Origin of the sequence: Promicromonospora sp. NPDC019610, assembly GCF_044389365.1 — a bacterium.
Lineage (GTDB): Bacteria > Actinomycetota > Actinomycetes > Actinomycetales > Cellulomonadaceae > Promicromonospora.
On sequence record NZ_JBIRXX010000001.1, the window covers coordinates 57,519 to 74,746 of the forward strand.

Annotated in this window: 13 protein-coding genes; 7 read left to right on the top strand and 6 right to left on the bottom strand. The window is 72.7% G+C overall.

The window, feature by feature from the left end; genetic code table 11:
- Nucleotides 1–4: 4 nt before the first annotated feature.
- From ACH45N_RS00275 to ACH45N_RS00285, 3 genes are all read left to right on the top strand, one after another.
- Nucleotides 5–1,465, top strand: coding sequence for a M20 family metallopeptidase (locus ACH45N_RS00275; RefSeq protein ID WP_397390043.1), 1,461 nt, complete (start codon nt 5–7; stop codon nt 1,463–1,465).
- 246 nt (nt 1,466–1,711) lie between these two features.
- The gene (locus tag ACH45N_RS00280; RefSeq protein WP_397390045.1) at nt 1,712–3,115 is read left to right on the top strand and encodes an acetamidase/formamidase family protein; all 1,404 of its coding nucleotides are present in this window, start codon (nt 1,712–1,714) and stop codon (nt 3,113–3,115) included.
- A 71-nt stretch (nt 3,116–3,186) separates the two neighbouring features.
- Nucleotides 3,187–3,561 (top strand): hypothetical protein, encoded by a 375-nt coding sequence (locus tag ACH45N_RS00285; protein ID WP_397390047.1) that lies wholly within the window; start codon nt 3,187–3,189, stop codon nt 3,559–3,561.
- Nucleotides 3,562–3,626: 65 nt separating this feature from the next.
- On the opposite strand, the gene ACH45N_RS00290 is transcribed toward ACH45N_RS00285, so the two are convergent.
- Entirely contained in the window at nt 3,627–6,008 is a 2,382-nt protein-coding gene (locus ACH45N_RS00290; protein ID WP_397390049.1) for a hypothetical protein, read from the bottom strand.
- Nucleotides 6,005–8,839: an MMPL family transporter gene (locus ACH45N_RS00295; RefSeq protein WP_397390051.1), complete on the bottom strand. Its 2,835-nt coding sequence runs from the start codon at nt 8,837–8,839 to the stop codon at nt 6,005–6,007. The genes ACH45N_RS00290 and ACH45N_RS00295 overlap by 4 nt, the downstream gene beginning before the upstream one ends.
- A 126-nt stretch (nt 8,840–8,965) precedes the next feature.
- On the opposite strand from ACH45N_RS00295, the gene ACH45N_RS00300 reads away from it, so the two are divergent.
- Complete coding sequence (locus ACH45N_RS00300; protein ID WP_397390053.1) at nt 8,966–9,661, top strand: TetR/AcrR family transcriptional regulator; 696 nt, start codon at nt 8,966–8,968, stop codon at nt 9,659–9,661.
- A 9-nt stretch (nt 9,662–9,670) separates the two neighbouring features.
- On the opposite strand, the gene ACH45N_RS00305 is transcribed toward ACH45N_RS00300, so the two are convergent.
- Together ACH45N_RS00305 and pgm are read right to left on the bottom strand one after the other, a co-directional pair.
- Nucleotides 9,671–10,681: a glycoside hydrolase family 6 protein gene (locus tag ACH45N_RS00305; protein ID WP_397390055.1), complete on the bottom strand. Its 1,011-nt coding sequence runs from the start codon at nt 10,679–10,681 to the stop codon at nt 9,671–9,673.
- Nucleotides 10,682–10,858: 177 nt separating this feature from the next.
- Nucleotides 10,859–12,544 (bottom strand): phosphoglucomutase (alpha-D-glucose-1,6-bisphosphate-dependent), encoded by a 1,686-nt coding sequence (gene pgm, locus ACH45N_RS00310; protein WP_397390057.1) that lies wholly within the window; start codon nt 12,542–12,544, stop codon nt 10,859–10,861.
- Nucleotides 12,545–12,693: 149 nt separating this feature from the next.
- Here pgm and ACH45N_RS00315 point away from each other — a divergent pair, with 149 nt between their 5' ends.
- On the top strand, nt 12,694–13,029 hold the full coding sequence (locus ACH45N_RS00315; protein WP_397390059.1) for a rhodanese-like domain-containing protein: 336 nt from the start codon (nt 12,694–12,696) through the stop codon (nt 13,027–13,029).
- 15 nt (nt 13,030–13,044) lie between these two features.
- Here the strand turns inward: ACH45N_RS00315 and ACH45N_RS00320 are convergent, their stop codons facing one another.
- Both ACH45N_RS00320 and ACH45N_RS00325 read right to left on the bottom strand, forming a co-directional pair.
- Nucleotides 13,045–14,658, bottom strand: a complete 1,614-nt coding sequence (locus ACH45N_RS00320; protein WP_397390061.1) for a glycoside hydrolase family 10 protein — start codon at nt 14,656–14,658, stop codon at nt 13,045–13,047.
- Nucleotides 14,659–14,940: 282 nt separating this feature from the next.
- Nucleotides 14,941–15,252 (bottom strand): GNAT family N-acetyltransferase, encoded by a 312-nt coding sequence (locus ACH45N_RS00325; RefSeq protein ID WP_397390063.1) that lies wholly within the window; start codon nt 15,250–15,252, stop codon nt 14,941–14,943.
- A gap of 118 nt (nt 15,253–15,370) precedes the next feature.
- Between ACH45N_RS00325 and ACH45N_RS00330 the strand changes: the two genes are divergently transcribed.
- Nucleotides 15,371–16,594: an MFS transporter gene (locus tag ACH45N_RS00330; protein ID WP_397390065.1), complete on the top strand. Its 1,224-nt coding sequence runs from the start codon at nt 15,371–15,373 to the stop codon at nt 16,592–16,594.
- Nucleotides 16,595–16,703: 109 nt separating this feature from the next.
- Nucleotides 16,704–17,165: an NfeD family protein gene (locus ACH45N_RS00335; protein WP_397390067.1), complete on the top strand. Its 462-nt coding sequence runs from the start codon at nt 16,704–16,706 to the stop codon at nt 17,163–17,165.
- The last annotated feature ends 63 nt before the right edge of the window (nt 17,166–17,228 follow it).

The window sequence follows — 17,228 nt, forward strand, 5'->3', positions numbered from 1 at the left end:
TACGATGGACCGCATGAACCGCCCCACCCCGCCCAGCACCGCGTACCTCGACCACCTGGTCGCCGAGACCGCGGGGCGGCGGGCCGCCCTGGCCGGCGCAGCCCTGGGAAGGGCCGGTTCGGACGGGGCAGCCTCCGGTGGGACGGCCGGTGAGGGAGCGGCCCGGGCCGAGGTCGGCGCGCCCGACGACCTGGTCGCAGCCGTCGAGCAGGCGGCGGACCGGCTCGAACCCGAGCTCGCGGAGATCGTCCGGCGGCTGCACGAGCACCCCGAGCCGGCCTTCGAGGAGCACCGCAGCGCCGCGACGCTGGTGGAGGTGCTCGCCCGGCACGGCGTCGAGGCGGAGCTGGGCGCCCACGGGGTGCCGACGGCGTTCCGGGCCGAGTTCGGCGACCCGGCCGGGCCGACCATCGCCATCTGCGCCGAGTACGACGCGCTGCCCGGCATCGGGCACGCCTGCGGCCACAACGTCATCGCGGCGTCGGGCGTGGGGGCGTTCCTCGCGCTGCACGAGGTGCTGACGTCGGGCGGCTCGGGCGGTCCGGGCGGCTCGGGCAGCGGCTCGGGTGGTCCAGGCGGCTCTGGGGCCGGCCCGGTCCCGGCGGGCCGCGTCGTCCTGCTCGGGACGCCGGCCGAGGAGGGGCACTCCGGCAAGGAGGTGCTGGCCCGCAACGGGGCGCTGGAGGGCATCGACGCCGCGATCATGGTGCACCCGTACGGGCTCGACGTCGCCGACCAGGTCTGGCTCGGCCGCCGTCTGCTGACCTGGACCTTCACGGGGCGGCCGGCGCACGCCTCGGCCCAGCCGTACATGGGCCGCAACGCGCTGGACGCCGCGTCCCTCGCCTACCAGGGCATCGGCCTGCTGCGGCAGCAGATGCCGCCCGTGGACCGCGTGCACGCGACGATCGCCGAGGGTGGCACCCGACCCAGCATCATCACCGAGCGCGCGGTGGTGCACCTGTACGCGCGGTCCAAGTACCCCGACACCCTGCGCGACCTCTCGCGCCGCCTCGACGACATCGCCCGCGGCGCGGCCCTGATGACCGGCACCGAGGTGGAGATCACCTGGGACGACGGCGCGCACCCCAGCCTGCCTGTGCGCACCAACGACGCGCTGACCGAGCGCTGGGTCGCGGCACAGCGCCGGCGCGGGCGCGACCCGCTGCCCGCGGGCGTGCTGTCAGAGACGCTCGCGGCGTCGACCGACTTCGGCAACGTCTCGTTCCGGATCCCCGGCATCCACCCGCTGGTGCAGGTCTCCGCGCCGGACGTCGCGCTGCACACGGCCGAGTTCGCGGCCGCCGCGGCGACCCCGGCGGCGGTCTCGGCCGCCGTCGACAGCGCCGCAGGGCTGGCGGCGACGGCCCTGGACTATCTGTCCGACGCCGGGCTGCGGGCCGCCGTCCACGAGGAGTTCGCCGCGCAGGGCGGCCCGGTCGACGTGGTGCGCTACTTCGACTGACGGTCGTCGCCGGCGCGGCGGGGACCGGGCAGGCCGGCGCCGGCACAGCGGCGCGGCGGCGGCCGGGCTCGCTGGCACGGGGGCGGCCGGCGTCGAGCATGCACCTGCTGCCAGTTCCGGGGATCGTGCGGCAGCAGGTGCATGGTCGCCGCCGTAACGGCCCGCACATCCGGGCGAAATCTCCGCTTCCTAGCGTCAGGGGCGCGCGGTGCCCGACCGCGCGCCCGACCGAAGGAGCGTGGACCCGTGACACCTCGCGGACAACAAGACGGACAGCACGAAGGCCGGACGGCGGCGCGGACCCTGGTCGCGGCCCTGGGCAGGCGCCGCTTCCTGCAGGCCGCGCTCGGCGTGGGGGCGGGATCGGCGCTGGCCGCCGGGTCGGCGGTGCCGGCGTCGGCCGCGACCCGGCCGGCTGCCGCGGGCACGTCCGCCGCCCGGGGCGCGGGAGGGCGGGGCTCCGGGAAGTTCTCCGGGATCCTGCAGCCCGGCCGGGGCCGCATCCGCGGCGACGTCTACCTGAGCTCGGACACCGACGACGTCCTGTGGGGCTACGTCCCGTCGGTGCACGCCGACGCCGTGGCGCGCGTGCGCTCGGGACGCACCATCACGATCGACTCCGTGTCCCACGAGGGCATTCTCGAGGACCAGGGGCGGGACCCGGTCACCTACTTCGCCGAGCGCGGTGTGCGACGCCGCGAGGTGCTCGACGACGCCGCCGCGATCGCCGCCGGGTACTCCCGGACGGCGCGGAACTTCGACGTCGACGGGCCGCACGTCGTGACCGGACCCGTGTTCGTGGAGGGGGCCGAGCCGGGCGACGTGCTGAAGATCGAGACGCTCGAGGCCACGCCCCGCGTGCCGTACGGCGTCGTGTCGTCGCGCCACGGCAAGGGCTCGCTGGCCGCGACAGCATCGGGCGCGCCCGCCGGGATCACGCTCGACGAGGTGATGCCGCCCGTCGCGACCGACGGCCGCGGCTCCGGCGTCCCGACCGAGTACGGCAACGTGTCCGTGTTCGCCGAGGTGCACGGCGACCACGCGACCATGGGCTCCGGCCGGGGACGGGTGCGGTTCCCGCTCCGGACCTTCTTCGGGATGATGGGCGTCGCCTACGCCGAGACGACCAGCCTCACCGCACCCGAGGCCAACTCGATCCCGCCGACGCTCGGCGGTGGCAACATCGACATCAGCCACCTCGGCGCCGGTTCCACCTTCTACCTGCCGGTCAGCGCCGAGGGCGCGCTGTTCTACGTCGGCGACCCGCACATGGCGATGGGCGACGGCGAGGTGGCGCTCACCGCCATGGAGGGCTCGCTGCGCGGGACGTTCCGGCTCACGGTCTGCAAGCCCGGCTCCGGGGACGCGCCGTCGGTCGCGTACTCGTACCCCTTCGCCGAGACCGCGGACGCGTGGATCCCGATCGGCCTGTCCGACCCGGACGGCGCGGTGGGCGGCCAGCTCAGCGACCTCGACGTCGCGATGCGGCGGGCCGTCGTCAACGCGCTGGACTTCCTGGAGCACGACCACGGCCTGGACCGGACGGTCGCCTACGCCTACCTCTCGGCGGCGGCCGACTTCGCCGTCTCGCAGGTCGTCGACCGGACGGTGGGCGTGCACGGGCTGATCCGGAAGTCCGACCTGGGCTGAGTGCGCCCGTGCCCGTGCCCGCGCCCGAAAACAGCGGGCGCGGGCGCGGCGGGCGACCCTAGGGTCGAGCCATGACGATGCCGGAGACTGCCCCTGTCGACACCTGGCTCGCGGTCACGCGGGAGGACGGCGAGACCGTCGGTTACCTCGAACCGGTGACCGACGACTACGCCGACGTGATCCCCCGCAACCGCCTGGGCCACGCCGTGGGCGAGGTCAGCGACTACCACACGGCCGAGGAGCTGGTGCTCGATCGTGGCCTCCGCGAGCTCGCGGAGCACTGGCTGCTGGACGGCGAGGGCAGGGAGCTCGCGATCAGCGAGCTCTCCCCCGCCGGCGTCGTGCTGCGCGACGCGTACCTGGCGAAGGCCCTCGTCCCGCTGGAGGCGGTGCACGTGCCCTGGCCGGACACGGCGGGCCGCCTCCGGCGCGTCACCAACAGCTGAGTGCGGGGTATTTGCGCCTTCCAGCCGGCTGGAGGCGCAAATATCCCGCACTCAGCGGAGGTGGGTCAGGCGGTGCGGAGCAGGTCCGCCACCCGGACGGTGCGCTCACGCGCCACCATCAAGGTCGTGACGACCAGACCCGCGGCGGCCCAGAGGACCATCGCGGCGATCGCCATGCCGATGCCGCCGGTGCCGGGCTCGATGAGCCGCACGAGGCCCACCTGGGCCGGGCCCACCGGGAGGAACCCGGCCAGACCGCCCAGCAGGCTCGGCACGGTCGACACGACTCCCGTCGCGATGACGAGCACCGCGATCAGGAGGCTCACGCCCCGGCCGATGTGCCCGAGCGCCGCGGCGAGCGCCTGGTTGACCGCGACGAACGCGACCGACACCAGCGCGCCGAAGGCCATGGCCGCGAGCCAGCCGCCGACGTCGAGGCCCTCGATGCCGGCCAGGATCGCGCCCGTCGCGAGACCCGTGAACAGGCTGATCGCGGCCGGGATCGCGAACGTCCCGAGCGCGAGCCGGAACGCCCCGCGCGTGGAGCCGCGGGCGCCCAGCGGCACCGGCGGGAACACGATCATCAGCGCGAGCGCACCGAGCCAGAGCGCCAGCACCGCGAACATCGGGCCGGTCGCGCCGGTGTTGAGGTCCGTGACCTCGCCGTCGGTCGCGACCGGGTCGGCCACGACGGAGGCCAGCGACTTGCGCTCCTGCTCCGTGTACGACGGGATCTCCTCGGTCGCCTGCCCCAGGCCGTCCGAGAGGTCCGACGCGCCGCCGGCCAGCTCGCCGACACCGTCGGCCAGGCCGTCGACGCCGGTCGCGAGCTGACTGGTGCCGGAGCCCAGCTCGGTGACGCCGCCGGCCAGACCGTCCACACCCGTGGCGAGCTGGTTCGAACCGGCCGCGAGCTGTCCGGCACCGGTGGCGAGCTGCGACGCACCGGACGAGATGCCGCCAGCGCCGGTGGAGAGCTCGCGCGCACCGGAGGACAGCGCGCTCACGCCACCGGCTGCCTGGTCGGCGCCGGCCGCGAGCTCGCCGAGACCGTCCGCGAGCTGGTGCGTGCCGGCGGCAAACTGGATGAGCCCGTCAGAGGACTTCTCCGCACCGTCGGCCAGCGGAGCGGCACCGCCGGCAAGCTTGTCGATTCCTGCCTGCAGCCCGTAAAGGCCGCTCCCAACAGAACCTGACGGCTGCCCGGCGAGATCAGCCATGCCACCAGCAACCTGCTCGGAGACACCGCTCAGCGTCTTGAGCTGGGGAAGCTGCGGGCAAAACTCCGCATAGGCCGGAGCCACGAGCGGGTTGCCGCAGGCTTGTTCGATCCCGGCCACCAGATCAACGAAACCGTCAGACACCGCCGCGGATCCGGTGGCAAGTTCGGTTGCCACCTCCGGCAGGCTCTTGTCGGAGCCCGGAGGATTGGCAATGCTCGCACTTGTCTGTGTCAACCCATCCGAGAGCCCGCGCACACCCTTGGCGAGACCTCCGGAGCCTTCAGCGAGCAGGTCCGCATTGGCTGCCAGGTCCTGGGCACCGACAGCCGACTGACCCGCGCCCGCGGCCAGCTGGTCCACGCCCGCTGCGGCCTGGTCCGCGCCCGCCGCCCACTGTTCGGCACCCGAGGCCCACTGCCCCGCACCGCCGGCCAGGCTGGAGACGCCGTTGCCGACACCTGCCACGCCGGCCGCGGTCTGGTGTGCGCCGTCCGCAAGCTGCTGCGCGCCCTTGCCCGCCTCCGTCGCGCCGTCGGCGAGCTCGCCCGCGCCGTCCGCGAGCTGCTCCGCGCCCTTGCCCGCCTCCGTCGCGCCGTCGGCGAGCTGGCCGGCGCCGTCGGCTGCCTTGCCCAGCTCTTCCGAGAGCGTGGAGAAGCCGACGAGCACGTTGTCCACGTACGTCTCGGTCAGGGTGCTGCCGAGCACGCCGGTGGCGGTCTGCGCCACCACCTGCGCGAGGGCGTCGTCGAGCACCCGGCCGTCCGGGGCGGTGGCGACGTCGATCGTCGCCTGCTCCGCCTCCTCCGGGTCGTCACCGCTGAACGACGTCGCCGCCGCGGAGAAACCCTCGGGGATGGTGATGACCGCCGCGTAGGTGCCGTCGGCCAGGCCGTCGGCCGCCGTCGCCTCGTCGGAGATCTCCCAGTCGTAGCTGGCGTCCGACGCCGGGATCGCCGCGGCCTCCCCCGCCTCGGCGTCGGCGGTCTCACCGCCGCTCACCAGGCCGGCGGCGAGCTGACGGCCGAGCGGCACAGTCTGACCGTCGATCTCCACCGGCTCGTCGAGGTTCACGATCGCGGCCTTGACGGTGTCGAGCCGGTCCTGCGGGTTCCACAGGGCCGAGATGAGCAGGCCCAGGATCATCAGGGGAAGGAGCGCCACTGCCACGGCGCGCCACGGGTTGCGGATGGGCTCGGGCCGGAGCCACCTCGTTGCGGTACTCATGCCCGCACCTCCTGCTCGGTCACGTCTGTGTTCTGGTCAAGGTGGGCGCCGGCCGTCGCTCGGTCGCCCGGGGTCACGTCCAGCGTCTGGGCGCCGGCCGGCGCCAGGTCCGTCGCCGCGAACCCGGTCGAGCCGAGCAGCACAGCGACACCCGCTCGCTGGGCGGCGGCGACGGCCTGTGCCAGCTCGGCACGTGCGGCCAGGTCGCCCACCGTCTCGGTGGCGTCCACGACGAGCACCTTCGGCTTGTCGCCCAGGGCTCGCCGGACCGCCCCTGCGGGAGACCCGCCCTCGGCAGCGGCGTCGACGACCGCGACGCGGTGCCGCACGGACGAGGCCCGCTCGGGCAGCACCAGACCCACGGTCTTCCCGACCCCGCCAGAGACCTTGACCCGGCCGGCCACGGCCAGCAGGAAGGCGCTGACCGGAGCCGTCGCGTCACCGTGGACGAGCAGCGTGCCGCCTTCGGGCACCCGCACGCTCACCGGGCCGACGATCGGGCCGGACGGGCCGTGCACCTCCAGGTCCCCGGCCGCGACCGCATCGGTCGCTCCGGGCTCGGGCCAGTCCGCCAGCGACAGCTCGCGGGTGAGCCCCTCGCCCTCGACGTCGAACGAGGGCAGCACCTTGTCGAGCCACTTCGGCATGTACCAGGCCTTCTCGCCCAGCAGAGCGAGCACCGCGGGGACGAAGACCATGCGCACCACGAAGGCGTCCACGGCCACGCCCACGGCGAGGCCCAGCGCGATCGGCTTGAGGTTCATGTCGCCGTGCGGCACGAACGCCACGAAGACCGCGATCATGATGATCGCCGCGGCGGTGACCACCTTGGCCGAGCCCTGGAACCCCGTGGTGATCGCGTGCTTGGCACTGCCGCCGTGCACGTAGTCCTCGCGCATGCGGGACACGAGGAACACCTCGTAGTCCATGGCGAGGCCGAACAGGATCCCCATGAGCACGATCGGCATGAAGCTGATGACCGGCCCGGTGCGGGTCACGTTGAGGGCCTCGGCGAGGACTCCGTGCTCGAACACGAGCGAGACCACGCCGAACGCCGCGCCCACCGAGAACAGGTAGCCGATCGTCGCCTTGATCGGCACGGCGATCGACCGGAAGACCATCGTGAGCAGGATCAGCGACAGCCCCACGACGACGAGGGCGAAGGGCAGCAGCGCGTCGCCGAGCTTGTCCGACACGTCGATGCCGACCGCGGTGAAGCCCGTGACCGACAGGTCCACGCCGTACTCGTCGAGGAAGTGGTCGTGCAGCGAGCGGATCTCGCGCACCAGGTCCTCGGTCTCGGCGGACGTCGGGCCGCCCTCGGGGACCACCTGGATGATGCCGGTGTCCGCCGTCTCGTTGGGCGTCGACAGCGGCACGTCGGCCACGCCGGGCAGGTCCGCGATCTCGTCGCCGATCTGGTCCATGAGCGCCACCGGGTCGGTGCTGGTCACGATGGACCCGGTCACGATCAGCGGGCCGTTGAACCCGTCGCCGAAGTGCTCGGAGACCAGGTCGTACGTGACGCGCGCCGGGTCCTCCTTGGCCATGACGCCCGCGTCCGGGAGCGCGAGGCGCAGGTCCAGTGCGGGGTAGCTCAGCGCACCCATCGCGGCGATCACCAGCACCACGGTGAGCGCCGGGATCTTGGTCACCGCGCGCACCCAGCCGGTGAAGAACCGGTTCGGCTTCTGCTCGGGCAGCGTCACGACGGCCACGCGGGAGCGGGTCGCCTCGGGGTCGTCGTTCGCGGCCGCGGCCGCAGCCGCCTCGGCACGAGCCGCCGCACGCCGCTCCTTGCGCGACGGCCGGGGCCGCAGCCGCTCCCCGGCGAAGCCGAGCAGCGCGGGCAGCAGGGTGAGCGAGACCAGCACGGTGACACCCACGGTGACCGCGGCGGCGATGCCCATGATGGTGAGGAACGGGATGCCCGCGACGCCCAGGCCGACCAGCGCGATCATCACGGTGAGACCCGCGAACACGACGGCGGAGCCGGCCGTGGCGGTCGCCCGCGCGATCGACTCGTGCACGTCGAGGCCCTTGCCGAGCTGTTCCCGGTGCCGCGAGACGATGAACAGGGCGTAGTCGATACCGACCGCCAGACCCAGCATGACCGCCAGCATCGGGGTGGTCGAGTTGATCGGGCCGAGCACGGTGGCGGCGAACAGCAGGCCCATCGAGGCGCCCACGCCGAGCAGGGCGTTGAGCAGCGGGAGTCCTGCGGCCACGAGCGAGCCGAGGGTCAGCACGAGCACCACGAGCGCGACCAGCAGGCCGATGCCCTCGGTGAGCGTCATCTCGGGGAACTTGGACGAGAAGAGCTGCCCGCCGAGGTGCGCCTCGGCACCGGAGGGCAGGGCCTGCGCCAGCGCGTCGGCCTCGACGCCCAGCGCGTCCTTGGTCTCGTCGGTGATCGAGCCCTGGTCGCCGTCGAGCTGGATCGTCAGGAGGGTGGCGCGCTCGTCGTCGGACACCGAGGCGGGCATCAGGTCGTCGTACGGCGACGTGACCACCTCGACCTGCGAGACGTCCTCGAGGTCCGCGACGCCGTCCTCGATGGCCGTGCGCATCGCGTCGTCGTTGATGGTCCCGCCCTCGGGCGCGACCACGATCACCTGCGCGGAAGCGCCGCTGACCTGCGGAAAGGTTGCAGCGAGGCGGTCGAGCGCCTCCTGTGACTCGGTGCCGGGGATGGACACCTGGTTGTCGAGGCCCTGTTGCAGCAGGCCGGCCGCACCGCCCACGAGGACGAGTGCCACGACCCAGCCGGCTACGACGAGCCGACGGGCGCGGACGGCCCAGCGGCCGAGCGAGTAGAGAACGGAGGACACGCACACTCCTGGACGAGGCGGGGACCGATGTGGGGACGTTCGATGCACCACTGTATCCGATACACGAGTGCATCGGATACACGGATGTATTGATAGACTGGCCACTCGATACCCCGAGGAGCTGCTGTGACCACCGAGCCCGCCAGCGACGTCGGCTCAGGGTCGTCCGTCGAGCGCGCGTTCGCCACGGCCCTGACCCCCCGACGTGAACGAACCCGCGAGCGCCTGCTCGACGCCGCCTTCGTGGTCTTCGCCCAGCACGGCATCCGTGGCGCGTCGATCGAGGCCGTCTGCGAGGCGGCGGGTTTCAGCCGTGGTGCCTTCTACTCGAACTTCTCCAGCAAGGAGGAGCTGTTCCTCGCGCTCGCCGAACGGGCGATGCGCCGACAGCTCGTCTCGCTGGAGTCCATCGGCAAGGAGCTGGAGCCGAACCTGGTCCGCTGCGGCGCCGTGGACCACGACGCGATCGGCACCATCCTCTCGGTGGTGGTCACGAACGTCGGGGACGCGCAGCAGTGGGCGCTGATGCGCGCCGAGCTGGAGCTCCTCGCCATGCGCGACCCGGCGGTCGGCCGGCCGTTCCTCGCGCAGGAGGAGACCCTCCGCACCGAGCTGGGCGCCGCGATCGAGCGGATCCTCCAGGACTTCGGCCTGCGGTTCACGGTCGACCGGCGCACGGCGGTCGACCTGCTGCTCAGCGTGTACGAGTCGTCCGCGCGGGCCGCCGTCGTCGCCAACCCCACGCAGGAGGACGGCGATGCCGCACCCGGCACCGCCGTCCTGAGCCAGCTCGTCAACCTCCTGGTCACGGCCGCCGACTGAGCTGAGGAGCTACCAGCTCGCGTTGGCCGCCAGCTCCAGCGCGATCTCCTGCCACCACGCGCCGGCCGCCGGGCCGCCGTTGCACGCGCCGTCCGACTCGCCGGGGAGCTTGACCCACAGCAGCGCGTCGAGCGCCGTCGCGTCGTCCACGAACCGGGGCTGCTCACCCAGCGCCCGGCCGCGCGGGTTGCACCACTCGCCGTTGGACCCGTTGCCGTTGCGCGACGTGTCGATCACGTAGGGACGGCCGCCCACCTGGGACGACACCTGCTCCGCGTAGGCCTGGGTGGCCGCGGTGGTCTGGTAGTTCGACGTGTTGAGCGCGAACCCGACGGCGTCCGAGAAGCCGATCAGCTGGAGCCGTCGCGCGGCCTCCGCCGGGCTCAGCCAGCCCGATTGCCCGGCGTCGACGTAGACCCGTGCGCCGGCGTCGGCCAGCGAGGCCGCCGCGTACCGGAGGTATCCGACGCGGTCGCCCTGGCCGTCGCAGTCGCCGAGCTGGGCCAGGGCGTCCGGTTCGAGGACCACCACCGGGTTGCCCTCGATGCCGCTCGCCACCGTGTCGACCCAGCGCGCGTACTCGCTCTCGGGCACCCCGCCGCCGGAGTGGTTGCCGCAGTCGCGGCCCGGGATCGCGTACACGGTCAGCACGCCGGTCGCGCCGGCGGCCGCGGCCCGGCCCGTGTAGTCCACGACCTCGTCGCGGGAGTGGTCGGCGTCCGCCCAGCTGCCCACCCAGTACGACTGCGGGGTCAGGGCGATCTTCGCCAGCAGGTCCTTGTCGGTCCCGCTCGCCGCCTCCCACGCCGCGTACGCCTGGGTGTTCGTGTCGACATAGAGGTCGGACGCCGCGGGCGCCGCCTCAAGGCTCGTCACCCCGAGGCTCGTCACCCCAAGGCTCGTCACCCCGAGGCTCGTCACCCCGGCAGTGGCGCTCTGCGCCGTCAGGGTCGCGGAGGTCACGAGGGCGAGTGCTGCGGCCAGGGCCGCCGTTCGGGTACGGCGTCGTGCACGGGACATGGCGCTCTCCGTTCGTCCGGGTCCGCGCCCGGCCGACCGGCCGGGCGTGCCCGCGTGACGCTAGGAAATCGCCGCCCCCGGCAGAACCACCCATATCGTTTAAGTTCCGCTTCTGCCCGGAGCTGTCAGACGTACAGGTCACCGGGGTGACCTGCACGTCTGACCCGTCGGAGAAGGTCAGGCCAGCGCCTCGTCGACCAGCTTCCGGGCGGCGTCCTGCACCTGGGTGAGGTGCTCCGCGGACACGAACGACTCCGCGTAGATCTTGTACACGTCCTCGGTACCGCTGGGCCGCGCCGCGAACCACGCGTCCCGCGTCGTGACCTTGAGCCCACCGACCTTCGCGCCGTTGCCGGGCGCCTCGGTGAGCTTGGCCGTGATGGCCTGCCCCGCGAGCGTCGTCGACGAGACGTCGGACGGCGACAGCGCGCCGAGCCGGGCCTTCTGCTCCCGGGTGGCGGCGGCGTCGACGCGGGCGTACCAGCTCTCGCCGTACCGCCCGACGAGGTCGGCGTGGTGCTCCGAGGGCGACCTGCCGGTGGTCGCCAGGATCTCCGAGGCGAGCAGCGCGAGCAGCAGGCCGTCCTTGTCGGTGGACCAGACACGGCCGTCCTTGCGCAGGAACGACGCGCCCGCCGACTCCTCGCCGCCGAAGCCGACCTCACCCGACAGCAGCCCCGGGACGAACCACTTGAAGCCGACCGGCACCTCCACGAGGCGGCGGTCCAGCCCACCGGCCACCTTGTCGATGAGCGCCGACGACACGAGCGTCTTGCCGACCGCCGCGCCGGCGGGCCAGCCCGGGCGCGCGCCGCCGTACAGGTACTCGATCGCGACGGCGAGGAAGTGGTTGGGGTTCATGAGGCCGTCGGCCGTGACGATGCCGTGCCGGTCGGAGTCCGCGTCGTTGCCGGTGGCGACGTCGAAGGGCGCCGGGCCGCCGCCGCTGGTCATCCGCTGCACCAGCGACGCCATCGCGTACGGGGAGCTGCAGTCCATGCGGATCTTGCCGTCCCAGTCCAGCGTCATGAACGACCAGCGCGGGTCGACCTGCGGGTTGACGACGGTGAGGTCGAGGTCGTACCGCTCGGCGATCGCACCCCAGTACTCGACCGACGCCCCGCCCAGCGGGTCGGCCCCGATCCGCACCCCAGAGGTGCGGATGGCCTCCAGGTCGAGCACGTTGGCGAGGTCGTCCACGTACGTCGACAGGAAGTCGTGCCGGTGCGTGGTCTCGGCGGCGAGCGCCTGGTCGAGCTGCACCCGCTTCACCTGCCCGACGCCGGTGCGCAGGAGCTCGTTGGCCCGGTCGGCGATCCACCCGGTCGCGTCGGAGTCGGCGGGCCCGCCGTGCGGCGGGTTGTACTTGAAGCCGCCGTCGCGCGGCGGGTTGTGCGACGGCGTCACCACGATGCCGTCCGCGAGACCCAGGCCCGGCGCGGCCTGGCCCGGGGTCCCCTCGGCGAACCGCGTCTGGTTGTGCAGCAGGATCGACTGGCTGACGGCGGGCGTCGGGGTCCACGAGTCGCGCGCGTCGACCATGACGTCGACGTCGGCCGCGGCGAGCACCTCCAGCGCCGTCCGCCATGCCGGGTAGGACAGCGCGTGCGTGTCCCGCCCGATGAACAGGGGCCCGTCCGTGCCCTGACCACGCCGGTACTCGACGATCGCGGCGGTGATCGCCACGATGTGATCCTCGTTGAAGGCATGGTCGAGGCTCGACCCGCGGTGCCCGGAGGTGCCGAAGGCGACCTGCTGGCCAGGGTCGCCCGGGTCCGGGGAGAGGTCGTAGTAGGCCCCGACCACCCGGTCGACGTCGATCAGGTCGCTGGGCTGGGCGGGAGTTCCGGCACGCGCATCCATACGCCCGATACTGCCAGGTCCGGGCGGGTCCGTCGTCGCCCACGCCCGCGTTCGCCCCCTCGCCCCGCGTCTGTCCCGCGTCCGCCCCGCGTCCGTCCTCGGGGTGACGCCGGCCCGATGCCGCCCTGCCACCGTCGTAGGCTGGCGACATGTTCCCGTCGATGCAGCCCGAGATCCCCTCGCTCCACCCCAGCGAGCTCGACCCGTCCACCCCCGTCCCCGCCGGCACCGTCCTGCTGGACGTGCGCGAGCAGGACGAGTGGGACGTCGGGCACGCACCGGGCGCCGTGCACATCCCGCTGGGCGACCTGCCCGTGCGGTACGGCGAGCTCGACGCCGACGCGGCGATCCTGGTCATCTGTCACTCCGGCGGCCGCTCCGCGCGCGCCACCCAGTGGCTCAACGAGGCGGCCGGCCTCGAGGCGACCAACCTCGACGGCGGCATCGTCGCCTGGGCCGGCGCAGGCCTGCCGGTCGAGCGCTGACGACCGGACCGCGGGCTACTCGCCGACGCGCGGCTGGCTCGGGTCGGTCTCGTTCCAGACCCGGTCCAGCGCGGTGACGACGTAGGTGTACGTCCTGCCGCGCTCCACCGAGGTGTCGAGCCACGACTGGACGCGCCCGCTCACCGCGCGGAACGTGCCCACGAGGTTCGCCGGATCGTCGGTGTCGACCGACTCGGCGGCACCGTCCACCCGGTAGACGGCGAACGACGTCGCGCGGGCGTCCTTGTTACCGATGTCGGCCAGGTGGAGCCGGACGCCGTCGCGCACGCGGCGCGCCTTGGTGAGCACCGGGGTGACCACCGGGTCGGCGGGCAGGTGCGGCATCGGCGGCACGAGGGCCGGGTGCTGGTAGTGGTCGGCGACGACCTTGGTCATCGCGCCCTGCGGGTCGGCCGGCACGTGCACGGCCGAGTAGTAGACGTTGCCGTGGATCGGCCCGACGTCGCGGCTGACCTCCCGGCAGAGGTCGAGGTGGTTGGTGAGCTCGTCGGGGTCGGTGAAGACCCCGCTCGTCACCTTGTAGAGCGCCTCGCCCACGTAGAGCTGCGTGCCCGACTGCGCGGCGACCTCGGCCCACCACGGCACGAGCTTCGCGTAGTCGGCCACCGCGAGCCCGATCTGCCAGTAGATCTGCGGGTTGACGTAGTCCAGCCAGCCCTCGAGCACCCACTTGCGGGTGTCGGCGTAGAGGTCGTCGTACGACTCCTGCCCGCCGGTGTCCGAACCCAGCGGGTCGGTCGTGGAGTTGCGCCAGATCCCGAACGGGCTGATCCCGAACTTGACCCAGGGCTTGGTCTCCTTGATGCGGACGCTCATCGTCTCGACGAAGTGGTCGACGTTGTTCCGCCGCCAGTCCTCGATCGTGTCGAAGCCGGCGCCGTACTGCTCGTAGGTGCCGATGTCGGGCAGCACGTGGCCGTCCAGCGGGTACGGGTAGAAGTAGTCGTCGAAGTGCACGCCGTCGACGTCGTAGTGCTCCACCGCGTGCAGGATCGACTGCTGGATGTGCTCCTGCGCCGCGGGGATGCCCGGGTCGAAGTAGAGCCGGCCGTTGTACTCCCACACCCAGTCCGCGTGCTGCCGTGCCGGGTGCTCGGGCACGAGCTGCGACAGGTCGGCCTCGATCGAGACGCGGTACGGGTTGAACCAGGCGTGCAGCTCGATGTTGCGCCGGTGCGCCTCCTCGACCATGAACGCGAGCGGGTCGTAGCCCGGGTCCTGGCCCTGCGTGCCCGTCAGGTACTTGGACCAGGGCTCGTACGGGCTGTCGTAAAACGCGTCGGCCGTGGGGCGCACCTGTACGAACACGGCGTTCAGCCGGTGCTCCTCGGCCACGTCGAGCCAGTGCAGGAACTCCGCCTTCTGGGCGTCCGCGTCGAGGCCGCTCGTCGACGGCCAGTCGATGTTGGCCACGGTGGCGATCCACATGGCGCGCAGCTCGCGCTTGAGGCCGAGGGCGGACGACGGCTCCGGCGTCGCGTTGCCCGTCATAGCCGTCGCACCGAGTGCCGTGGCCGGGTCGAGCGCCGCGATCGAGACGCCGATCGCGGCGGCCGCCGTGCCCGTCGCCGCCATGGTGAGGAACTCCCGGCGTCCGATCCCCGACATCACCCCCGCCTGCCGTTCCTTCAGGAGCGACGTGGTGCGCGCATAGGCTGGCAGATCGGTCGCCTCACGGCGGGCGGGGTGCCTCACGTGCTTGACCTCCGGTGCTGGCTGCTGGGGGTTGGTGCCGTGGTGCTCGGTGATGTGATTTTGCTAAGTTGGCCGGCGTCGATCGGCCACACTGAGGTGACAAACAATGCCACCGGGCGACGCCGTGGGGAAACTCTCGCACATGTCGCGTCGGATGTGAAGTTTGCACAGTGAACGACATTGTGAAACTTACTTTCACACCTCCGGGACCGGCGCTCCCAGCAGGTCGTCGTACTCGGGCGCGTGCTTGCGCACGTAAGCCTTGATGTACGGGCACAGCGGGACGATCTTGTCGCCCGCCTCGCGCACCATGCCGAGCGCCGCCTGCGCGAGCCGGCCCGCCAGGCCCTGGCCCGCAAACTCCTCGAAGACCTCGGTGTGCACGAAGTACACGACGCCCGGATCCGTCTCGTAGGCCGCGAAGCCGGCCAGGGTGCCGTCGACGCGCACCTCGAACCGGGACTCGTCGGAGTTGTCGACCACTGTCACCTGGGGCTCGTCCGTCATGGGGCCCATCGTGCGGCACCGGCCCGCCGGTCGCCAGCCCCGGCCGGTCGCTCGTGCCGTGAGCCGGGTCACCAGGAATCACGGGGTCGGTGTCAGTGGCGGGTGCGAGACTCGACCCGTGCCCCAGACCGCCGCCTCACCCCGCTCCAACCCCTACGCGGCGGTGCTCCGCACCCCGGGTGCGCTCAAGTTCTCCGCGGCCGGCGCGCTGGCCCGGCTCCCGATGTCGATGGTCGGCATCGGCGCCGTGCTCATGGTCCAGGGCCTGTACGGCAGCTACGCCATGGCGGGCCGCGTCGCGGCGGTGCTCGGCCTGGCCCAGGCGTTCCTCGCGCCGCAGATCGCCCGCTGGGTGGACCGGCGCGGTCAGCGGAGGGTGCTGCTGCCCGCGCTGCTGATGTCGGTCACCGGGCTGGGCGGGCTCGTCACGGCCGCCGTGCTCGGCGCCCCGGAATGGGTGTTGTGGCCGCTCGCCGCGATCGCCGGCGGCAGCCAGGGCTCGTACGGGTCCATGGTCCGCGCCCGCTGGAACGCGGTGCTGGACGACCCGCGCGGCCTGCACACCGCCTACTCGCTGGAGTCGTCGATCGACGAGCTGGTCTACATCGTGGGTCCGGTGCTGGCGACGACTCTCGCGACGGCCGTGGCCGCGCCGTCCGCCCTGGTGGTCGCCGGGGTCGCGGCGCTCGTCGGCGGCCTGCTGTTCCTGGTGCAGCGGTCCACGGAACCGGCCGTCGTGGCCACCGACGCCGAGGTGCGGCACCGGCCGGTGGTGCTCGTGCCCGGCATGCCCGTGCTGGTGCTCGTCTTCGTGGCCATGGGCATGATCTTCGGCTCCATGGAGGTCGTCACCGTCGCGTTCGCCGAGGAGCAGGGCAGCAAGGGCGCCTCCGGGCTCGTCCTTGCCGTCTTCGCGCTGGGCTCCATGGTCGCGGGGCTCGTCTACGGCGCCCGGCACTTCACGAGCCCGGCGGTCCGCCGCTTCGTGATCGGCATGGCCACGCTCGGACCGGGTGTGTCCCTCTTTCTCCTCGCGCACACGCTCTGGGCGCTGGCGGCCGCGATGTTCGTGGCCGGCCTGGCCATCGCACCCACCGTCATCACCGGCAACGGCCTGGTGCAGGACATGGTCGGCAAGCACCAGCTCACCGAGGCCCTGACGTGGGTGGGCACGTCGATCGGCATCGGCGCCTCGCTGGGCGCGTCCGTCGCCGGGCTCCGGGTGGACGACGCCGGGGCGACCGCTGGCCTTCTCGTGCCCGTCGCGGCGGCCTGGTTCGCCACCCTGCTGACGCTGGCCGCGGCCCGCACGCTGTGGCGCCAGTCCGCGGCGCGAGAGTAGCGGCCGCGCCCCGCTGACGGCGCAAAAGTTCACCCCTTTTATCAGGAGATGACATTCCATTTCCTGATAACTTGCAGGCGACTCCCAGAATCTTCACGAACGGACGCGCATGCTCGTCTTCATCGTCATCGGTCTCCTCGGACTCGCCCTCGCGCTCGCCTCACTGCTGCTCGGCGACTTCTTCGACCTGGCCGACGGCGCCATCTCGGGCACGTCGCTCGGCGCGGGCGCCCTGCTCTTCGGCGCGACCGGCACGGTGATCCTCTCCAACGGCCTGCCCGTGTGGGTGGCCTACCCGGCGGGCCTCGTGGTCGCCGTGCTGGTGATCGTGCTGGTCAACGTGCTGATCAAGCGTCTCAAGGCCGGCGAGGACGGCGGCCCGGTCTCCCTGGTCGGCGCGCAGGGCAGCGTGACCTCCGACGTCGACCGCGGGCACGGGGAGGTCTCCCTGGACGCCGCCACGGAGCTCGAGACCCGGCTCGCGTTCTCGGACGAGCCGATCGAGCAGGGCACGCGCGTCGTCGTCGTCGAGCAGCACGGTGCCCGCGTCAAGGTCGAGCCCGTGCGCTGAGGCTCGGCCCGGCGTCATCTGTCCCCGCCCCTCCCCCCGAACGCACCCTCGGCCGGGACCGCT